This window comes from Neobacillus drentensis, assembly GCF_036965425.1.
Taxonomy (GTDB): Bacteria; Bacillota; Bacilli; order Bacillales; family Cytobacillaceae; genus Neobacillus; species Neobacillus drentensis_F.
In genome coordinates this window covers 1-17397 of record NZ_JBALPP010000013.1, presented here as the reverse complement: position 1 = coordinate 17397, position 17397 = coordinate 1, and the positions used below count along the sequence as shown (strand labels likewise).

At 40.1% G+C, this 17397-nt stretch carries 16 protein-coding genes and 10 tRNA genes (1 of these 26 only partly in view); 7 read left to right on the top strand and 19 right to left on the bottom strand.

The genetic code is table 11. The features are described from left to right. Positions 1–60 carry the 3' end of a metal-dependent hydrolase gene (locus V7161_RS03305; protein ID WP_335442259.1) on the top strand. Its footprint begins 924 nt before the window's first position, so the window shows 60 of its 984 coding nt (coding positions 925–984); the start codon falls outside the window, past its left edge; the stop codon is at positions 58–60. Between the two features lie 396 nt (positions 61–456). Continuing rightward, complete coding sequence (locus V7161_RS03300) at positions 457–1368, top strand: AraC family transcriptional regulator (RefSeq protein ID WP_335442258.1); 912 nt, start codon at positions 457–459, stop codon at positions 1366–1368. Between the two features lie 15 nt (positions 1369–1383). Here the strand turns inward: V7161_RS03300 and V7161_RS03295 are convergent, their stop codons facing one another. Continuing rightward, complete coding sequence (locus tag V7161_RS03295; RefSeq protein WP_335442257.1) at positions 1384–2607, bottom strand: MFS transporter; 1224 nt, start codon at positions 2605–2607, stop codon at positions 1384–1386. 157 nt (positions 2608–2764) lie between these two features. Between V7161_RS03295 and V7161_RS03290 the strand changes: the two genes are divergently transcribed. Beyond that, complete coding sequence (locus V7161_RS03290) at positions 2765–3847, top strand: branched-chain amino acid aminotransferase (RefSeq protein ID WP_335442256.1); 1083 nt, start codon at positions 2765–2767, stop codon at positions 3845–3847. An 88-nt stretch (positions 3848–3935) separates the two neighbouring features. Here V7161_RS03290 and V7161_RS03285 read toward each other — a convergent pair whose 3' ends face one another. The 7 genes from V7161_RS03285 to V7161_RS03255 all read right to left on the bottom strand — a co-directional run bounded on the left by V7161_RS03285 (position 3936) and on the right by V7161_RS03255 (position 11067). Further along, positions 3936–4976 (bottom strand): sensor histidine kinase, encoded by a 1041-nt coding sequence (locus V7161_RS03285; RefSeq protein ID WP_335442255.1) that lies wholly within the window; start codon positions 4974–4976, stop codon positions 3936–3938. Further along, positions 4973–5647 (bottom strand): response regulator transcription factor, encoded by a 675-nt coding sequence (locus tag V7161_RS03280; RefSeq protein WP_335442254.1) that lies wholly within the window; start codon positions 5645–5647, stop codon positions 4973–4975. Before V7161_RS03280 ends, V7161_RS03285 begins: the two co-directional genes overlap by 4 nt. A 15-nt stretch (positions 5648–5662) precedes the next feature. After that, entirely contained in the window at positions 5663–7411 is a 1749-nt protein-coding gene (locus V7161_RS03275) for an ABC transporter ATP-binding protein (RefSeq protein WP_335442253.1), read from the bottom strand. Between the two features lie 151 nt (positions 7412–7562). After that, on the bottom strand, positions 7563–8087 hold the full coding sequence (locus V7161_RS03270) for a PepSY-associated TM helix domain-containing protein (protein ID WP_335442252.1): 525 nt from the start codon (positions 8085–8087) through the stop codon (positions 7563–7565). A 24-nt stretch (positions 8088–8111) separates the two neighbouring features. After that, positions 8112–9089, bottom strand: a complete 978-nt coding sequence (locus V7161_RS03265) for an efflux RND transporter periplasmic adaptor subunit (RefSeq protein WP_335442251.1) — start codon at positions 9087–9089, stop codon at positions 8112–8114. Between the two features lie 331 nt (positions 9090–9420). Then, positions 9421–9957 (bottom strand): response regulator, encoded by a 537-nt coding sequence (locus V7161_RS03260; RefSeq protein WP_335442250.1) that lies wholly within the window; start codon positions 9955–9957, stop codon positions 9421–9423. A 78-nt stretch (positions 9958–10035) separates the two neighbouring features. Further along, on the bottom strand, positions 10036–11067 hold the full coding sequence (locus V7161_RS03255; protein ID WP_335442249.1) for a fatty acid desaturase: 1032 nt from the start codon (positions 11065–11067) through the stop codon (positions 10036–10038). A gap of 247 nt (positions 11068–11314) precedes the next feature. Between V7161_RS03255 and V7161_RS03250 the strand changes: the two genes are divergently transcribed. The 3 genes from V7161_RS03250 (at position 11315) to V7161_RS03240 (ending at position 14867) form a co-directional block, all read left to right on the top strand. Beyond that, entirely contained in the window at positions 11315–12154 is an 840-nt protein-coding gene (locus tag V7161_RS03250) for an RMD1 family protein (protein ID WP_335442248.1), read from the top strand. Positions 12155–12300: 146 nt separating this feature from the next. Next, a complete protein-coding gene (locus tag V7161_RS03245) occupies positions 12301–13155 on the top strand; it encodes a hypothetical protein (RefSeq protein ID WP_335442247.1) in 855 nt (284 codons plus the stop codon). Positions 13156–13253: 98 nt separating this feature from the next. Further along, the gene (locus V7161_RS03240; protein ID WP_335442246.1) at positions 13254–14867 is read left to right on the top strand and encodes an ATP-binding protein; all 1614 of its coding nucleotides are present in this window, start codon (positions 13254–13256) and stop codon (positions 14865–14867) included. Between the two features lie 40 nt (positions 14868–14907). Here V7161_RS03240 and V7161_RS03235 read toward each other — a convergent pair whose 3' ends face one another. After that, positions 14908–15369 (bottom strand): DinB family protein, encoded by a 462-nt coding sequence (locus tag V7161_RS03235; protein ID WP_335442364.1) that lies wholly within the window; start codon positions 15367–15369, stop codon positions 14908–14910. A 208-nt stretch (positions 15370–15577) separates the two neighbouring features. Here V7161_RS03235 and V7161_RS03230 point away from each other — a divergent pair, with 208 nt between their 5' ends. Beyond that, a complete protein-coding gene (locus V7161_RS03230; protein WP_335442245.1) occupies positions 15578–16216 on the top strand; it encodes a histidine phosphatase family protein in 639 nt (212 codons plus the stop codon). Between the two features lie 64 nt (positions 16217–16280). On the opposite strand, the gene V7161_RS03225 is transcribed toward V7161_RS03230, so the two are convergent. The 10 genes from V7161_RS03225 to V7161_RS03180 form a co-directional block, all read right to left on the bottom strand. Then, positions 16281–16354: transfer RNA gene (locus V7161_RS03225), tRNA-Ile, on the bottom strand. An 8-nt stretch (positions 16355–16362) separates the two neighbouring features. Continuing rightward, a tRNA-Gly gene (locus V7161_RS03220) sits at positions 16363–16436 on the bottom strand. A 17-nt stretch (positions 16437–16453) separates the two neighbouring features. Then, positions 16454–16528 (bottom strand) — tRNA-Gln (locus tag V7161_RS03215). A 15-nt stretch (positions 16529–16543) separates the two neighbouring features. Further along, positions 16544–16619, bottom strand: a tRNA-His gene (locus V7161_RS03210). 44 nt (positions 16620–16663) lie between these two features. Then, positions 16664–16740 (bottom strand) — tRNA-Asp (locus V7161_RS03205). 3 nt (positions 16741–16743) lie between these two features. After that, positions 16744–16817, bottom strand: a tRNA-Met gene (locus V7161_RS03200). A 168-nt stretch (positions 16818–16985) separates the two neighbouring features. Next, a tRNA-Ser gene (locus tag V7161_RS03195) sits at positions 16986–17078 on the bottom strand. A gap of 11 nt (positions 17079–17089) precedes the next feature. Next, positions 17090–17166 (bottom strand) — tRNA-Met (locus V7161_RS03190). A gap of 28 nt (positions 17167–17194) precedes the next feature. Further along, positions 17195–17271: transfer RNA gene (locus V7161_RS03185), tRNA-Pro, on the bottom strand. 16 nt (positions 17272–17287) lie between these two features. After that, positions 17288–17364: transfer RNA gene (locus V7161_RS03180), tRNA-Arg, on the bottom strand. Positions 17365–17397: the final 33 nt, after the last annotated feature.

The window sequence follows — 17397 nt, the reverse complement described above, 5'->3', positions numbered from 1 at the left end:
CACGATAAAACATTACAAAAAAGTGTTAAGAAGCTTAACGAATTCCTCTTCATCTATTAAGTAAAATCGAAATGGACATCTTTAGATTCCGAAGATGTCCATTTTTAATTATTACTAAGTTGTGATGAATGTTCATTTGACTACCTTAGGGAGAAATATTTTTTAACTCCCTTGAATATATATCACATATGTTAAAAAACAATTTCACTGGAAAGGGGCAAATAAGTTATGGAATATTGCATTTCTTGTGGAATGGAATTGTCGATTATGGAAAGGAATAGGGCTGAATGCTGGGAGTGCAGGGATACGACCACGGAAGCTTATGAGGAGGACGAGTAAATTTCCATGTACCTTCCTGATGAATTAGGTATATAAAAGCTGCTCCTGAGACATTGTCTGGGACAGCTTTTTTAAATATTTACAAATTAACTAATATCGTTAATGATGAAACATGAGGTGATTTTTATTCAACCATTAACGATCCTACAGCGAGTCATTGATTATATTGAAGAGCATATCAAAGATGAAATTGATCCTATACAACTAGCGGAAATGGCCGGTTACTCTCCTTTCCATTTTTATCGGATTTTTCAAAAGCATATTGGTTATACCGTCATGGATTATGTTTTAAAAAGAAAGCTCCAGTATGCTTTGCATGAATTGGTCCATGGCAAAAAAATCATTCAAATCGCCATGGATTATGGATTTGAAACCCATTCTGGTTTTACCAAAGCTTTTAAGAAATGTTTTGGCAGCCCGCCAAGCTTATATAAACTGCACTGCCCAAGATCGCTGCCGCAAAAGTTAGACCTGATGAGCCTTCAACAGAAAAAGATTGGCGGCATTGTGATGCAGCCGAAGATGATTGTCAAACCAGCCTTCTCTGTTGCTGGCAAAACATTTGAAAGTATTATCGAAAACGTTTCGTATACTAGAGATCTGCCGGCTTTTTGGGATCAGAAGGGGCTGACAGATGGTTCCACGGAAAGAATGCTATATCAACTATTAGCTCCCCAAAAACATGGAGAATATTGCATCAATTTAGGCAGTACAGAATATGAGGATCGCTTCACCTACATATTTGCGGTTGATTTGGATTTAGGTGTTTCACTTCCTGACGAGCTTACTCATCTGGAAATTCCACCGGCAACGTATGCCATCTTTAAAACTCCTCTTGTTGGTGTGGAACAGTTCGTTTCTGCCATTAAAGGGACATGGCAGTATATTTTGGAGGATTGGCTTCCGCATTCAGCTTATGAAGTGGATGAAGCCGCTTTTGACTTTGAATATTATGATGAACATTGCCATTACTGGGATTATGAAAAAATATATATGGAGATACATATCCCTATTAAAGAAAGAGAGTGACCGAGCATCACTCTCTTATTTTTTCAAGATTTTTCTATATAAAACTAGGACCGGAGTTAATAGGAATGCACATGCTAGAATAGCTGTTTTAATCGTAAAGTTCAAGGCGATCAGACCAATAACCGGACCTCCGCTAATTTGGCCAATGGCATCTACCTGCCCTTTAACGGAAAAGAAAGTGGCTCTTGTCGAGGAATCCGGGATCATTTGATTTAGCCAAATATCCTCGAGCGGGTGCATCACATATCTAGCTACTTGGATGATGATATAGAAGATTAACAGAACAATGAGATAACTAGATAAAGCAAACCCCACTAAAGAGCATATAATCAGGACACTTCCTGCAAATAAGGCAGCATAAATCGATGTAAGTTTTTGATAGATCGAGCTTTGACTTATAAAATGGAGGGCTAGAAACGAAATGATTACGACGATAAACTGAATTCCTCCTACAAGAAATACCAACCTTCCCTCGGGTAAATCTATTAGTTCCATCGCCTTCAAAATATGAGAGATCCATAGACGGTCGAAGCCTTCGCTATAAAATCCAAAAAACAAAGCAATGAGAAAAAGGATTCTCATAAGGGAACTTCTTTTCGAAAAAGCTATGATTTGGTTCATATTATTCTTGATGGTTTTCCATGTGGAGACTCTTTCTGAGTGATCCGCTGGCTTAAACTGTTCCTCTTTCATGAAGAAGAATAATATAATGGAAAGGCCAATCATACCAAAGCCACCTAGGACGATAGGCAGATTAATCATAAAGTAACCTGCTAGCATACTTAGCGGGATTGCGATTATTTTTCCAAGATTGCCAGCCTTCGCTCCTATTATAAATGCGTCTCGGGCACGCTCTTCTCCTATTTCATCAGCAATCCAAGCCTGCTGGGCCCCGCTGGTAAAGGTGTATCCAATTCCCCAAACAATTTGCGAAGCAATAACCGTGATAAAATACGGGAACATACCTTCTAAGATAAAACCAATTCCGATTAAAAAATAACCGATTAGAATCGAAAGCTTCCGGCTCTTCAAATCTGAAACAATACCCGTCGGAATTTCAAACAGGAAAACCGATGCTTCCAAAACGGTTCCGACTAAAACTAGCTGCAGCGGGTCGAGCTTTACGATTTCAACTTGATATAACAAATTCATGGTAAAGATAAAAGTAAAAAATAATTGTGATAAGAAACAAGTATAAATATAAACTTTATATGGATCTTTTTTGAAAAATAAATTCATTTTCTTTTCCCCCTTGAGAACAGTATAAAGAGGCAGGAAAATGAAAACTGTTCCAAATTTGCGAAAATAAAGTTTCTTTAGGGTGTCACGGACACGCTTTAAATTTCATTGGTGTATAATAAAAATTGTAAACAAGAGAATGGATAGAGGTGTAATTATGAAACAAGAAATTGCATTTTTTCAAAGAGAAGAATTAAAGGTAAAGCCTGATTCCGCATCACTTGGTTTTGGGAAGTATTACAGCGATTACATGTTTGTTATGGATTTTCATGCCGAACTCGGCTGGCACGATCCGCGAATCATACCTTACGCTCCATTAACACTTGATCCGGCAGCAATGGTTTTTCACTATGGACAAGCCATCTTTGAAGGAATGAAGGCTTATAAAACAGCAGATGGAACCATCCAGCTCTTCCGTCCGGAAAAAAACATGAGCCGTTTGAATGAATCCTGTGATCGGTTATGCATTCCCCAAATTGATGAAGATTTTCTATTAAAGGCGATTAAACAATTAATTTTCACAGAAAAAGATTGGATTCCTGAAGGTGAAGGGCAATCCCTTTACATTCGCCCTTTTATTATCGCAACGGAGGCCTATCTCGGCGTCCGCCCTGCCCGCCAGTATCAATTGCTCGTCATTCTCTCGCCATCTGGAGCCTATTATGGCGACCAATTAAGCCCTGTGAAAATATATGTCGAAGAGCAGTACGTCCGGGCCGTCATAGGCGGGGTCGGCCATGTGAAGACCGCAGGAAATTATGCCGCCAGCCTGAAAGCACAGGAAAAGGCCGATGCAAATGGGTTTGCCCAAATTCTTTGGTTGGATGCGAAAGAGAATAAATATGTTGAAGAAGTTGGCAGCATGAATATTTTCTTCAAAATTAATGGTGAAGTTGTTACACCAAAATTAAATGGCAGCATTTTACCTGGTGTAACCCGTGATTCGGTTATTCAACTTCTAAAATATTGGAAGGTGCCAGTGCGTGAATCGAAAATTTCAATTGAAGAGGTTTATGCCGCCCATGAGCGCGGTGAATTGGAAGAAGTCTTTGGTGCAGGAACGGCAGCCGTCATTTCTCCTGTTGGCGAATTAAACTGGAATGGTCATACCATCGTCATCAATGATCATCAAATCGGCCAGTTATCTCAGGACATCTATGATGAAATTACCGGAATACAGCTTGGAAAAAAAGAAGATCCCTTTCACTGGACGGTCAAAGTCAGCACTGTCGAAGTTTAATCATTATTGATTTACAATCATTCTATAAAAAAGATGCCTGATCCAGCTGTTCATTCATTTCAGCGAGAGATGAGGCATCTTTTTTGTACTATTGCGGAAGGGTTAGAGTAAAAGTGCTTCCCATATCCTCTTCACTTTCAACAACAATTGTTCCTTTATGCATATCCATGATTTTTTTGACAATGGAGAGCCCTAATCCACTGCCTCCTTTTGATCGTTCTCTTGCCTTATCTGCTTTATAAAAGCGTTCAAATATATGAACTTGGTCATTTTTTGAAATGCCAATCCCGGTATCAGATATTTTTATTTCCGCTTTGTCATCTATCTGGCTTAGACGAATACTAATTTTTCCGGAAGTCGGGGTGAATTTAATGCTATTGTGGAGCAAATTGGTCCATACCTGGCTCATTAAGTCCTCATCTGCAAAGATGGTGACCTTTTCAAGCATGATGTCCATTTCAATTTCTTTTTCCACCCAAATGGGTTCACAGGCCAAGATAATGGTTCTTATTTGTTGATCAAGCCGATAGGTTTTACGCTCAAATGGATGATGATCAGATTCCAGTGAAGTAAGCTTCAGGAGATTATCGCTCAATTTTGATAATCTTCTGCATTCTGTTTCAATCACATTGAGGTAATGGCTGCGTTCCTCAAGGGTTAATTCATCATCTTGAAGCGCACGGGCAAAACCTCCGATGGATGTTAGTGGTGATTGAATTTCATGTGAGACATTTGAAATAAACTCCTGTCGCATGTCTTCCATTTCCTTTAATTGTTTCGCCATATGGTTGATATGATCAATGAGAGTAGTAAAGGGATCTTCTCTTTTCAGCGTTTCCAGTTGCACATTAAAGTCACCCCTGGCAATACTCCTGAGTGCATCAATGACTTCTTGAAAAAGATTGCGCTGCTTGGAACGGATAATTTTCGAAAAACCAATCCCAATCCCCGCAAAAATAAAAAATCCAAGGATGGTCGTAATTAAATGCTGTATATAATTCGATAGTTGAAAACTTAACAGGCTGAATAGATAGGCTGCAAGAAAGTAAGACACTGAAAAACTAACGAAAATCATCACGATAAACATGAAAAAACCAACTACATGCCGAAAAAACTTTTTTCCCTTCATGGTTTTACCTCGAGCCGATATCCTAATCCACGTATGGTCTTAATCTTGAAGGGGAACTCTTCCTCTGAAAATCTCTCTCGCAGACGCTTTATATGAACATCAACCGTACGATCGTCCCCTTTATAATCGTATCCCCAAATGTCTACAATGCAGTCCTCTCTGGAAAACGTCTTTCCAGGATAACTTGCCAATTTGAACAATAGCTCGAATTCCTTCAACGGAATGGTATAGTCCTGCTCTTTAAAAGCAATTTCATGTGTTTTTCGATTTAACTTAAATTCCCCAATCTCAACGGTTTGTGAAGAAATTATGTTATACCTCTTTAGCAAAGCTTTGACCCTGGCCACTAACTCAATCGGGTCAAAGGGCTTCACCAGATAATCGTCTGCGCCAAGTTCAAATCCCTTAACTTTTTGTGCAATTTCCCCTTTGGCGGTTAACATTAAGATTGGAATATCACTGAACTCCCTAAGCTCGCGGCATAACTCCCAGCCGTTCATGTTCGGCATCATGATATCGATGATGACAAGGTCCATCTTCACTTTTTCCATTATGTTTAATGCCTCCCGTCCATCGGATGCCTCATAAAGCTCGAACCCCTCCTTTTTTAAAAAAAGGAGAACGAGTTCGCGAATATAGGTATCATCATCGACTATTAATAATTTCGCCATTGCTTCCCATTCCTTTTAAACAATTTCTTTCAAACGTAATTGCTGCTCGGCAAATTCGCGATACAGGGAGTGAGTTTGTAATAAATGTTCATGTGTACCGCTTCCTGTCATTTTTCCCTTTTCTAAAAAGATAATTTGGTCTGAATCAATCACAGTGGATAAACGGTGAGCAATAATGAGGGTGGTTCGACCCTTCATCAAATTTTGTAATGCCTGCTGGACAACCAATTCCGATTTACTATCAAGGCTTGAGGTTGCTTCATCTAACATTAAAATTTTCGGATTTCTTAAAAAGGCACGTGCAATCGCAATTCGCTGTCTTTGACCACCTGATAATTTCATTCCTCTTTCCCCAACCTCTGTATCATAGCCATTAGGGAGCTCGGAAATAAATTGATCCGCATAGGCCATTTTGGCCACACGTTGCAAGTCCGCATCTTCAACCGTTTTTTCGATGCCGTAGCAGATATTATCACGAATGGTGCCCGATATAATAGGGCTCTCCTGTGATACATAACCAACTTGACTCCGCCATGATTGTAAAGAAAAATCATTAATCGAATTTTCGCCTAAACAAATGTCACCACTCTGCGGTTGGTAAAAACGCTCCAGTAATGAAAAAAGCGTTGTTTTTCCACTGCCGCTAGGACCCACTATCGCTGTCACCTTTCCTGCTTCAACAGAAAAACTTACATCCTTTAGCACTTCTTCCCCATTTTTATAAGAAAAGTTTAAATGGTCGACTGTAATGGTTTGATGCACGTTTTGAACAGGATGATCGGCATTGTCCTGTTCCTCAAGCGAATCCATGATGGCGATTATCCGTTCAGTTGCACCAGTTGATTTATTAAATTGGGTAATAAAACCGGCAATTTGCCCCATGGGCATGACGATCTGGAAAAGATACATAATGAATGCGACTAAGTCGCCAGCTGTTAGAGCTCCTGAAGAAACTCTCATGCCGCCATAGCCTAGAATGACAACAAGTAATATCATGATTACAAGGCCAATGAGCGGAGTGATTAAGGCTTGAATCTTCGCCTCTTTTAAGCCATATTGAAACAATTGAGTAATCCCTATTTTTCCATTCTTATACTCTAAAGGTTCCGCATTCGATGCTTTGACGAGACGTATTTCAGATAACACTTGCTGGAGGACTGAAGTAAATCGTGCCGTTTCGTCCTGCATCCCTTTTGATACCTGATGCATTTTTCTCCCTAATACCACTAAAATCAATGCCGAAAGTGGAATCGCAATAAACATTAACAATGTCATTTTCCAATCCAAAATCAGCAAAACAACGAGTGAACCAATGATGGAAATGATGCCGGTTAAAAAGCCGGAAAGATGCTCCGTTATCAGTCCTTTGACAACTGCCGTATCATTTGTCATTCGGCTAACAGTATCTCCTGATTGATGTTCATCATAAAAATGAATCGGCAGGACAAGGAGTTTCTTCCATAATCGATCTCGTATTCCCGCAACAACCGATTGACCGATATGGCTTAATAAATAAATGGATATTCCACTGGCAATGGCTTGAACGGAAAGAGCACCAACAAGAAGAAGGATTCTCCCTGTGCTTAATGCACTAATCGAAAAATCATTGATCAGATTTTTGGTGAAAAGCGGAACCAACAGTCCCACCAAAGTTGTACTTACACTTAATAGTAATGCGATGCAAATTAAAAGTTTAGGCGGCTTTGTCTGCTGCACCAGGCTAATAAATTGGCGCCATCCTTTTTGATTCTTTCCTATTGTCATGTATATTTACATCCTTTCATTTCTTTATATAAAGGATTATACAAAACATATATGAATTGAATATGAACTGGCACAATCAGACTAATGAGTAAAGGCATCTTCTTTGTCAGAAGATGCCTCAATATTTTTGTTGTTACGGGTGCTGGGCACCCTAGGCAACTTCGTTTTCGATTTTTCCCTTTTTCCTTTTTTTATTAACACCAAGTACTTTTAACGATAGATAAATTCCTGATCCTGTTAAGAAAATCATTGCGATTGCGGTCAGATCGATTAACCATTTAATATTGGTTGTTCCAATTCTTCCTTCGTGCAGACCTCTAATGATACTCATGAAGGAACCTTGGGAATTTTCTCCTCGTGAACCGCCTTGGCCTGGAAACTGGCCGTTTATGTTAGCTCCTGTTTGGTCTTGGGTCTGGTTATTAGTCTGGTTATTGGTTTGGTTTTGTCCGTTCGTCTGTCCTTGTGGTTGTCCAGCTGCTTGGCTTGAATCTGAGCTTGTTCCTGGCAATTGGCCTGGGTTCATTTGCCCTGGCTGGAAATTCCCCAGTCTTTCCGTCTGTGATTGTCCGATAAGCCACGGCTCATTCATTAACAACCCCGTAATAGATTCCATGAAAATAAAGATAGAACAAATTAACCCAATCCATAAATGTGCTTTTCTCGTTTTTTTCATTATCATTCTCCTCGTTTTAAATTATTAATTACCGCTCTTTCCATTTCCGCTTGGTGCACCCATTCCGCCGCCATTTGGAGGCATTCCTCCTCCGGCCATTCCTCCCATACCGCCCATACCTTGCATCATCCCGCCTTGGTTATTAGAGGAACTGCTGGTAGAAACCTGCGGTAAAAGAATATTATCCCCTTCGCTTACTCCATCCGTTATTTCCACATATTCGTCTGTAGCAATCCCTGTTTTAACGGTCTGTTGAACGTTCGTGTCAGCAGCGTTATCTGTGTTTGTGGCGGCTGAAGCAATAAGGACATATTTTTCATTATTATTTTTATGAACGGCATCCACAGGTACATAAAGTGCATTTTCTTTGCTATTCGTTAGAATGCTTGCTTCAGCACTCATGCCAACCTTTAGATTGTCAGGCTTATCAATATGGATTGTTACATCAAAAGTAGATGACCCGTTTGTTGAGGTGCCTTCCTCGGCTACAGCAGTCACTTTCCCTGTATAGGTTTTATCTGGATAGGCACTCACCGATAAGCTGACAGTTTGATCCTTTTTAATCTTCGGTATGTCCAGTTCATCCACTTGGACAACTGTTTGTAAATCCTTGTAGTTGGTCAAATGCGCCACTGCCTGTCCGTTTGTGACACGCTCTCCAGCTGCTACTGAAACCGTTGTTACCACACCATCGGCTGGTGCCGTGATAGGGTCACTGTCATCTGTGAAGGTAATCAGTTCATCTCCCTCTTTCACTTCCTCACCGGCTGTAACCAGTACTTCCTCTATTTCGTTATTATCAATTGTTGATTTTATATCCTCGCTTGTAACTGGCTCCACCGTACCTGAGCCGCTGATTTTCACTTCTAACTTTCCTTTTTGTACGACGGCGGTCCTTGTTTGTGTTGTTACTTCACTGCTGCTTGATTTTGAATGAAACCACTGGTACCCTACAAATCCAATTACCAAAACGCTTACTATAATCCAAATCCACTTTTTCATTTATCCTGCTCCTTTCACCAACGATCGAGTTGCGACCATTCTCCATGGAAGCTTTTTATTTGATAGGCCTATTATCATGTGCCAACCTTAACTTATACTTAACAAAAACTTGGCTGTTGATTTGCGCTCCAGGCGCTTCGCTTTCCGCGGGCGTGCCGGGGGAGCCTCCTCGGCGCTTAAGCGCCTGTGGGTCTCCCCTGTACCGTACTCCCGCAGGAGTCTTCGCGCATTCCGCTCCAATCAACAGTATGAAAAATCAAAGTTGGCCTTTAAACAAAGAAACAAAAAAAGCGAACAGTGACAGGCACTGTTCGCTCATATATTAACTATGCTAACCAGTTGGCAGCTTCATTTTATCCCAGATGGTTGAAAAATAATTTCTGACCATTCCAAATTTGTTTCGAGACGTGTTAGTTATGATTGGTTCGGCAACGGTCTTTTTCAACAATTCATTTTCCTGTTCCGTATTCATGGAACCTTCGTCCATAAGGTCCGGGCTGTAGATGGTATTTCCAGCCATGATGCTGCGAATCGAGCAGACTAATTCATCGCTTGGACCATCCTTCAATAAGTATCCCTTTGCATCCGCCTTTAGAGCCCGCTCAAAATAGCCATTCCTTGCAAAGGTTGTTAAAATGATGATTTTACATTCTACTGACTTTAACGCTTCCGCTGCTTCTAACCCGCTCATTTTAGGCATTTCTATATCCATGATACAGACATCCGGCTGTAATTGATGCACAAGAGCAACGGCCTCTTCTCCATTACCGGCCTGCCCGACCACTTGCATATCATCTTCCATATTCAGCAGGGAACCTATTGTTCCTAACAGCAGTTCCTGATCCTCGGCAATGACAATTCGAATCATCTACGTTCTCTCCTATTCGGGCAGTGCAATTAAGCAGAAACTCCCCATAAATGCAGGGGAGTCAGCCATATGGTGTAGTTAAAGTTCAGGTTTAGCTTGAATAGAAATTCTTTTTTTCGCAACCGTTCGAACATCTTTAAAACTTACAAAATTTTTGTTCTCCTCATCCCATAAACGGAATCGGAGTGACTTTAAACTGGTTGCAAGAGAAATCGTTGGTACATTTTGTAATGGAAGGGTGTTGTTGTGCGCCTCTTCCAGTTTATAATTCGGCACCCTTGGACTTAAATGGTGAACATGGTGAAATCCAATATTTCCTGTCAGCCATTGTAAAACTTTTGGAAGCTTATAGAATGAACTACCTTCCACAGCCGCTTTTACATACTCCCAGTCTTTATCTTCCTCGAAATAAGAATCTTCAAAAGTATGCTGTACGTAGAACAGCCAAATGCCTGCGGCACCTGAAATCATGAAAATGGAACCTTCCACTAAAAGAAATGCTTGCCAGCCGATTGCCCAGATGAGTAATCCGATTACAGCTGCAATCAGTATATTCGTCAAATAGGTGTTCATGCGTTCATTCTTTTTAGCACCTTTACGGTTAAATCTATTTTTAAGAAGGAAAACATAAATCGGTCCTAATACAAACATAACAAAAGGATTTCGATAAAAACGATAGGCTAAACGAAGTTTAAGTGGCGCTGCTAAATATTCATCCACTGTAAGGGTCCAGATATCACCTGTACCGCGCTTATCCAAATTACCGCTTGTTGCATGATGAACGGAATGCTCGTGGCCCCATTTACCAAACGGGAATAACGTTAATACCCCCATCACAGTCCCCAATATTCTATTGGCACGGCGGCTTTTAAAAAATGAATAATGGGTGCAATCATGGAAAATAATGAAAATTCTTGTCAGAAATCCTGCAGCTATTACACATGGTACTAATGCTAACCAATAAGAAACAGACAGGCTGATGTAGGCAAGGTACCATAAGATCATAAACGGTGCGACTGTGTTAATAATCTGCCAAACACTTTCTCTTGTTGTAGATTTTTCAAAGGGAGCAACTTGCTTTCTTAAATTTTTAGTGTCTTGTAAGGTCATAGGATTGGAATTCCCTTCTTTTATGTGTCGTTATATCAAAGTATATCGGAAGAAAAATGGACTTGTTAGTAGCAGGTGTCATGTACGGGACATGATAAATGTCATATTTAGTAGAAAAATCGGTGTTAATCCTTGATTTTGTGTTTAGCAATCATAACGATTAAAAACAATAAGTATGGCTCAGTATGTTTTTCATGAAAAGGAATAAACTCGAATTAAGACCAATTCAATGAAGAGAGTGATAAAAGTGACAGAAATTACCTTTAAAGCCTTTGCGATCACGAATGAAATTGATTTGAACAAAATCGCCATTCATTGCGGCATTCCGAAAAAATTCACCTGGGAAGAGCCCCTAATCTTAAAAGGCGATATTTTAAAAGCCATACTGACAAAAAATGTAGATGACTCGCAAATGGTGCTCATTTTTTCTTTTGGCAGCATCGTCTTCATTAATCATACTACCGAAAGTGAAATGAAAGATTTATTTTCCTACATCCATTCCTTCGAGCCAGATTTTGAAATTGTACATGATGATAGATACACAGACGATTACAGTCTTCACATCCAAGAAACCGAAAACATCGAATTAACCGATGAATATGTGGTGGTACCTGAGTATGAAGAGTTTTACCCAGAATTGATATCCACTGTCCTCGCAAAATCGGTGGCACTCGAGAAAACAGAAGAACAGCTCGGAAAAATCCATGATAAGCTTGAGACGATGATTGACAGATTGGAAAAAGGCCGTCTGAGAATCGGGAACAAGGAACTGGCAAGAACGACCGCGAAAATCGTCCGTCATGAGTATAATACCCTTGCCTATATCATGATTCTCGATAAGCCCGATATTACCTGGTCCAGCAGCAGTGCCAGCGAATTTTATGACAAAATGGGTGATTTCTTTGAATTGAACGACCGCTATAAAATCTTAAAAAGCAAAACAGAAATTCTGTATAGCATCATGGATGGTTTTTCTACCATCTCCCATTCCATCCGCGGCCTTTTTGTTGAATGGATCGTCGTAATTCTCATTGTCATTGAGATTCTCCTAACTATTTTTGAAATAGCGGGATGGCTTCCAAAATAAAAATTTATTTAATTCACAAAAAATTCAAGTAATGCGACACTTACTATTTCTAATTAACGATATAATACGAGTGTCACCTCATTAGTTCCCCACCTAAGCCTCGCTTGTATTTTAAAAAAAATTTAGAAAGTAGGTTGATTGATTTTATGAAAAAAAGCGGCACAACCAAAGATTTTTTCAGTGGCAATAATCTGCAGGTAACAGCCTTTACACATGAATTTGCCAATCCAAAGGAACGACAGGAATTTTTAATGAATTTAGCCATAAGTTCTGAATTTGACATGAGACACCGAGGTCTTCTGCAATATTACGGAAAGGATTTCATTGCCTACAAACGTGAAAAACCCTCCGACCATAACCGCAACGAATTTCTCCGTGTCATTTCGAAATTTATGGCCAATTGCTTAGAGGATAACTGCCCGCCCTCATGGCAGCAATGTCAATCCGCGTTTTGGGAAGAATTGATCTTCACCTTTTTTCCACATTCCATGAAAATTACCCCAAACGAAAAAGAAGTAGAAACCTTCCTATTCCAATTAAAGAAATTTGTCAGGTGGCTTGACCGCCGAACAGGTACCTCTTGGTATTCCGTAGTCGAAAAATTTGCCCGAGAGGCCGGCTCTGAACTTACAATTTGCGAATGGCTGCTAAATGCCCTCTTTTTAAACGACTTCCCTCGAATTCATCATAGTGATTGGAATCGCAATCAAGATATTGAGAAGGTGCATCAGAAATTTAACCAATGTTCTGATAAACTTGATAGTATCTTTGAAGTGACCAGCAGGATCGAGGATACCGTTGTCTTGACTGAATTCGATACAAATCGGACTTATTACATAAAAGGGCTGCCAAGCAAATTAATTGAAACAGGTATTATTATGAGTGGTATGATAGGCAAAAGACGCGGGGAATTGGTTTGGAACTGGTTCCAAACAGAGGGAATCTATCCACAAAGAGGGAAAAAGTACCTTGCTTTGAAGACGAATCCTGAGTCCAATTAATTATTATTGGAATTTTTTTGTTAAATCCTATAGAACATTATTAAGTTAGTATTTAAAATAGGAATATAGTATTCTTGACTACTTTGGAGTGACAGAAGATGGGCGAAACAGAACCGTACTATATAACTCAATCTAAGAGATTCTGTAAAGAACTCGGAATGGACCCTAACGATTTAGTAAGTCCACAAAGATTTTTAACAAAAAAAGAGCTTTTTATAAAAACGAAAGCCTATAATGAGATCTTGGAAGTTGTAAGTTATTTTTCAACTAAACTTTTAGATTCATTAAAAGGAACTCCTATTCTAATCAGTGTTTCTGATTCAAACGGATACTTGTTACATATGGCTGGCGATGAAACCATCAAATCTACTGTCGATGAATTTGGTATTAAGATAGGAAGCCTTTTCACTCAGGAAGATACGGGGACAAATGTCATTAGCTTAGTCTTACAACAAAGGCACCCTATATCCTTAATAGGCAAAGACCATTATCATAAGTTTCTATATGAAATAGCTTGTTATGGTGCACCGATTCATTACACCGATGAAGATCATTTATTGGGCAGTGTAAGTATCATGGTGCCGATTGTTTTTCAAAATCCTTTATTACTAACGATGTTATCCCAGGTAGTTGATTCTATCGAAAGAGAATTGCTGCTTAGAAAACAAAATAGAAAGCTTAATATCTTAAACCAAATTATGATTAGCAGGACTAGAAATGGCATCATCGTAACTGATGAAAAAGGAACTACAATAGAGTTTAATGATTTTGCCCTGAAAATTTTTAACCAAAGCAGCAATACAGTAATTGGAAAAAGCATCTATGATTCCGTTTTAATTGGAGAATATTTTCGACGGGTCATTGAGTGTGGAGCAAAATATGAAAACGAAGTGCTTACATTTACAAACGAAAATGGTGATGACATCGTTTGTTTATTTGATGCGCAGCCAATTTATGAGGAAGAAAGATTAATTGGAGGATTTGGTCAATTTCGGGACATCACGGACAGGTATTTATTTGAAGAAAAGATGAAAGAAGCTGAAAAGCAAGCACTTGCTGGTCGAATTGCCGCTGGTATCGCCCATGAAATTCGGAATCCGCTGACCACCGTCAGGGGCTACCTGCAATTTCTTGAAAAAGAAGTTGACGCAAGTACCTCCCAGCTATTTTCTAATTTGTTAATCCCTGAAATTGATCGGGCCAATAAAATTATTACAGATTTCTTGAGTATCACGAAGCCATCGATTAAAGAGTTTGAACTCATTCAAGTTCAGCATTTTTTAATTGATTACCTTTTGAAGTTTCTTAAAAGTGAATCGTTATTATACAGTGTTGGATTGGATATTGAGATTCCTCCTGATGCTAAAAATCTTACCATCCTATGTAATCGTGAGGAGTTATTGCAGGTTTTTATTAATTTATTTCAAAACTCCGTACAGGCCAAAAGGGAAACTCCTTTAAAAATAAAAATCTTCACCAGAGTAGCAGATGAACATGTCCAATTTATTTTTAGAGATAACGGGAAGGGAATTCCCCTTTCCATCTTGACTCATATTTTTGAACCGTTCTTTTCCACTAAAGATTGTGGAACCGGTTTGGGCTTACCAGTGTCTCAAAAGATCGTGGAAAACCATAAAGGAACGATGCAGGCCAGCAGTGACGGAATGGGCACAGAATTTATTATTGAACTTCCAATTCATAAATTGGCCTAAAATTTTCTCAGGGGACCATCTATTCAATGATGGCCCCCTTTTATTTTTTACGTTTATTGATCATTTTTTTGATAATGCGAATTTGGCCTCTGTGACTTAATTCGTCCTCGAACACATGAAACCATTTGAAAAAATTGTTGGCTGGGCGGTCATACCAAAAAGGAGTTTGCTCATATAGCCATTCATCAGGAAGTGTTTTAAACTTTTCAATGGTTGTGTTTCTAACATCGGACAATTCCTGAAGATAATCTTCAATTGTTTTCCCTTTAAAATGTTCCTGCCCCAGGCTCCCTAAATCCAGCCCAGCTTGTAAGTGGCTAAACTCCTCCTCAGTCAGATCCCGATTTTCAAAGGTCACAATCTGGTAAGTTTTTTCTACAGCCGCCAGATGTCCTAGCAGCATCCCGATAGAATTAGCCTCCTCATCATAAAGAAAGTCCAGTTCCTCTATTGTTAAATCCTTTACGGCTTGAATCGTTGTTTCTCTCGTATAATTCATCATCGAAACTAATTTGCTAAACTCCAGGCCAAAGCCATCTTTTTGGTCAATTAAATATAAGGTTGCTTCATCTACCTTCACAAATTTCACCTCAATTTTTCAGATAGGTACTATAATTCTGTTTAAAACTGGAATATCCTTCAAAAAGGTACATGACACCACTATATTTCGTGGTAGAATTCTATTATATCTAGAAAAGCAGGTGATCTGAGTGACTAACTCCCAAAAAGTAACCCTATATTTTGTCCGTCATGGAGAAACGCAATTTAATGTGGAACGGCGATTGCAGGGATTTGCTGATTCCCCGCTTACTGAAAGAGGAATCGCCCAGGCTCAGGCAGTAGGAAGAGGATTAGCGGATGTTGAATTCAAAGCAGCCTATTGCAGTGAGAGCCAGCGGGTGATTGATACAGCCACTCATGCATTAGGAGAACGAAAAATACCGCTATCGACCGATGTACGCCTTAAAGAAATGAACTTTGGTGCCCTTGAATCCTTAATGAGATCCGAAATTACCGCTCGATACGGGAATATACTTGAGACTTTATTTAGTATTACTGATCTTAATCTGGCGGCTCCTGAAGGGGAGTCCTATTCACAGCTCTATTCACGGACTTGTTTAGCGATTGATGAAATTCTTAAAAATCATGAGCGTGAAGGCGGAAATATACTTGTATTCTCACATGGCGTAACCATCGGTAATTATTTAATGCAATTAACCAAAAGCGCAAAATATCTTCACCATGATAATTGCAGCGTATCTGTAATCAGCTACCTGGACGGGGAATTTCAAGTGGAACGGGTTGCGGACACGTCTTTTAGAGAACGCGGAGGGCCTTTAACTTCTTAAAGAAAAAGAGCGATTACTTTAATAGCAATCGCTCTTACTTATAATTTATTTCAAGTATTTATAGTGGGCCTAAATGGACTCGAACCATCGACCTCACGCTTATCAGGCGTGCGCTCTAACCAGCTGAGCTATAGGCCCATAAATAATGGAGCGGGTGATGAGAATCGAACTCACAACATCAGCTTGGAAGGCTGAGGTTTTACCACTAAACTACACCCGCACTGTGGTATTAAAGAATGGCTGGGCTAGCTGGATTCGAACCAACGCATGTCGCAGTCAAAGTGCGATGCCTTACCGCTTGGCTATAGCCCAATATTAGGAATCTAATGGGGCGACTGATGGGAATCGAACCCACGAATGTCGGAACCACAATCCGATGCGTTAACCACTTCGCCACAATCGCCAAAATCTATATATTAATAGCAGGGGAACTGCTAGAAAAAAATGTGGCGGTCCGGACGGGACTCGAACCCGCGACCTCCTGCGTGACAGGCAGGCATTCTAACCAACTGAACTACCGGACCATATTGCGGGGACAGGATTTGAACCTGCGACCTTCGGGTTATGAGCCCGACGAGCTACCGGACTGCTCCACCCCGCGACGATGAAAACATATTATTTTGTTCATGCTCTTAGATGCATGACTGTATCAATCTCAGAAAGCTTATTCAAGTAGCAGCTCGATTGATACAACTCGCAGTTTATTCATAGAAGCAACGCTCGTTGCTTCACCCCGCGACGATAAAAAGTTATAAACCATAAATTATTATGGCGGAGGAAGAGGGATTCGAACCCCCGCGCGGTTTAACCCGCCTGTCGGTTTTCAAGACCGATCCCTTCAGCCGGACTTGGGTATTCCTCCGTTTAATAATATGGTAGCGGCGGAGGGGATCGAACCCCCGACCTTACGGGTATGAACCGTACGCTCTAGCCAGCTGAGCTACACCGCCGAAATTATAGATTCTTACAAACTGCGACTGGTCGGGAAGACAGGATTCGAACCTGCGACCCCTTGGTCCCAAACCAAGTGCTCTACCAAGCTGAGCTACTTCCCGAGATAAATAAAAAAAATGGCGCGCCCGAAAGGAGTCGAACCCATAACCTTCTGATCCGTAGTCAGACGCTCTATCCAATTGAGCTACGGGCGCATATTGAAAATTATTTTCGCTATCGCGAAAAAA

Bases quoted from the DNA above. Each gene is read 5' to 3' on its own strand.
- V7161_RS03285 (WP_335442255.1), bottom strand. From the start codon at position 4,976: ATGAAGGGAAAAAAGTTTTTTCGGCATGTAGTTGGTTTTTTCATGTTT.
- V7161_RS03270 (WP_335442252.1), bottom strand. From the start codon at position 8,087: ATGAAAAAAACGAGAAAAGCACATTTATGGATTGGGTTAATTTGTTCT.
- V7161_RS03235 (WP_335442364.1), bottom strand. From the start codon at position 15,369: ATGATGAATTATACGAGAGAAACAACGATTCAAGCCGTAAAGGATTTA.
- V7161_RS03245 (WP_335442247.1), top strand. From the start codon at position 12,301: ATGAAAAAAAGCGGCACAACCAAAGATTTTTTCAGTGGCAATAATCTG.
- V7161_RS03260 (WP_335442250.1), bottom strand. From the start codon at position 9,957: ATGATTCGAATTGTCATTGCCGAGGATCAGGAACTGCTGTTAGGAACA.
- V7161_RS03295 (WP_335442257.1), bottom strand. From the start codon at position 2,607: ATGAATTTATTTTTCAAAAAAGATCCATATAAAGTTTATATTTATACT.
- V7161_RS03280 (WP_335442254.1), bottom strand. From the start codon at position 5,647: ATGGCGAAATTATTAATAGTCGATGATGATACCTATATTCGCGAACTC.
- V7161_RS03275 (WP_335442253.1), bottom strand. From the start codon at position 7,411: ATGACAATAGGAAAGAATCAAAAAGGATGGCGCCAATTTATTAGCCTG.
- V7161_RS03255 (WP_335442249.1), bottom strand. From the start codon at position 11,067: ATGACCTTACAAGACACTAAAAATTTAAGAAAGCAAGTTGCTCCCTTT.
- V7161_RS03240 (WP_335442246.1), top strand. From the start codon at position 13,254: ATGGGCGAAACAGAACCGTACTATATAACTCAATCTAAGAGATTCTGT.
- V7161_RS03265 (WP_335442251.1), bottom strand. From the start codon at position 9,089: ATGAAAAAGTGGATTTGGATTATAGTAAGCGTTTTGGTAATTGGATTT.
- V7161_RS03290 (WP_335442256.1), top strand. From the start codon at position 2,765: ATGAAACAAGAAATTGCATTTTTTCAAAGAGAAGAATTAAAGGTAAAG.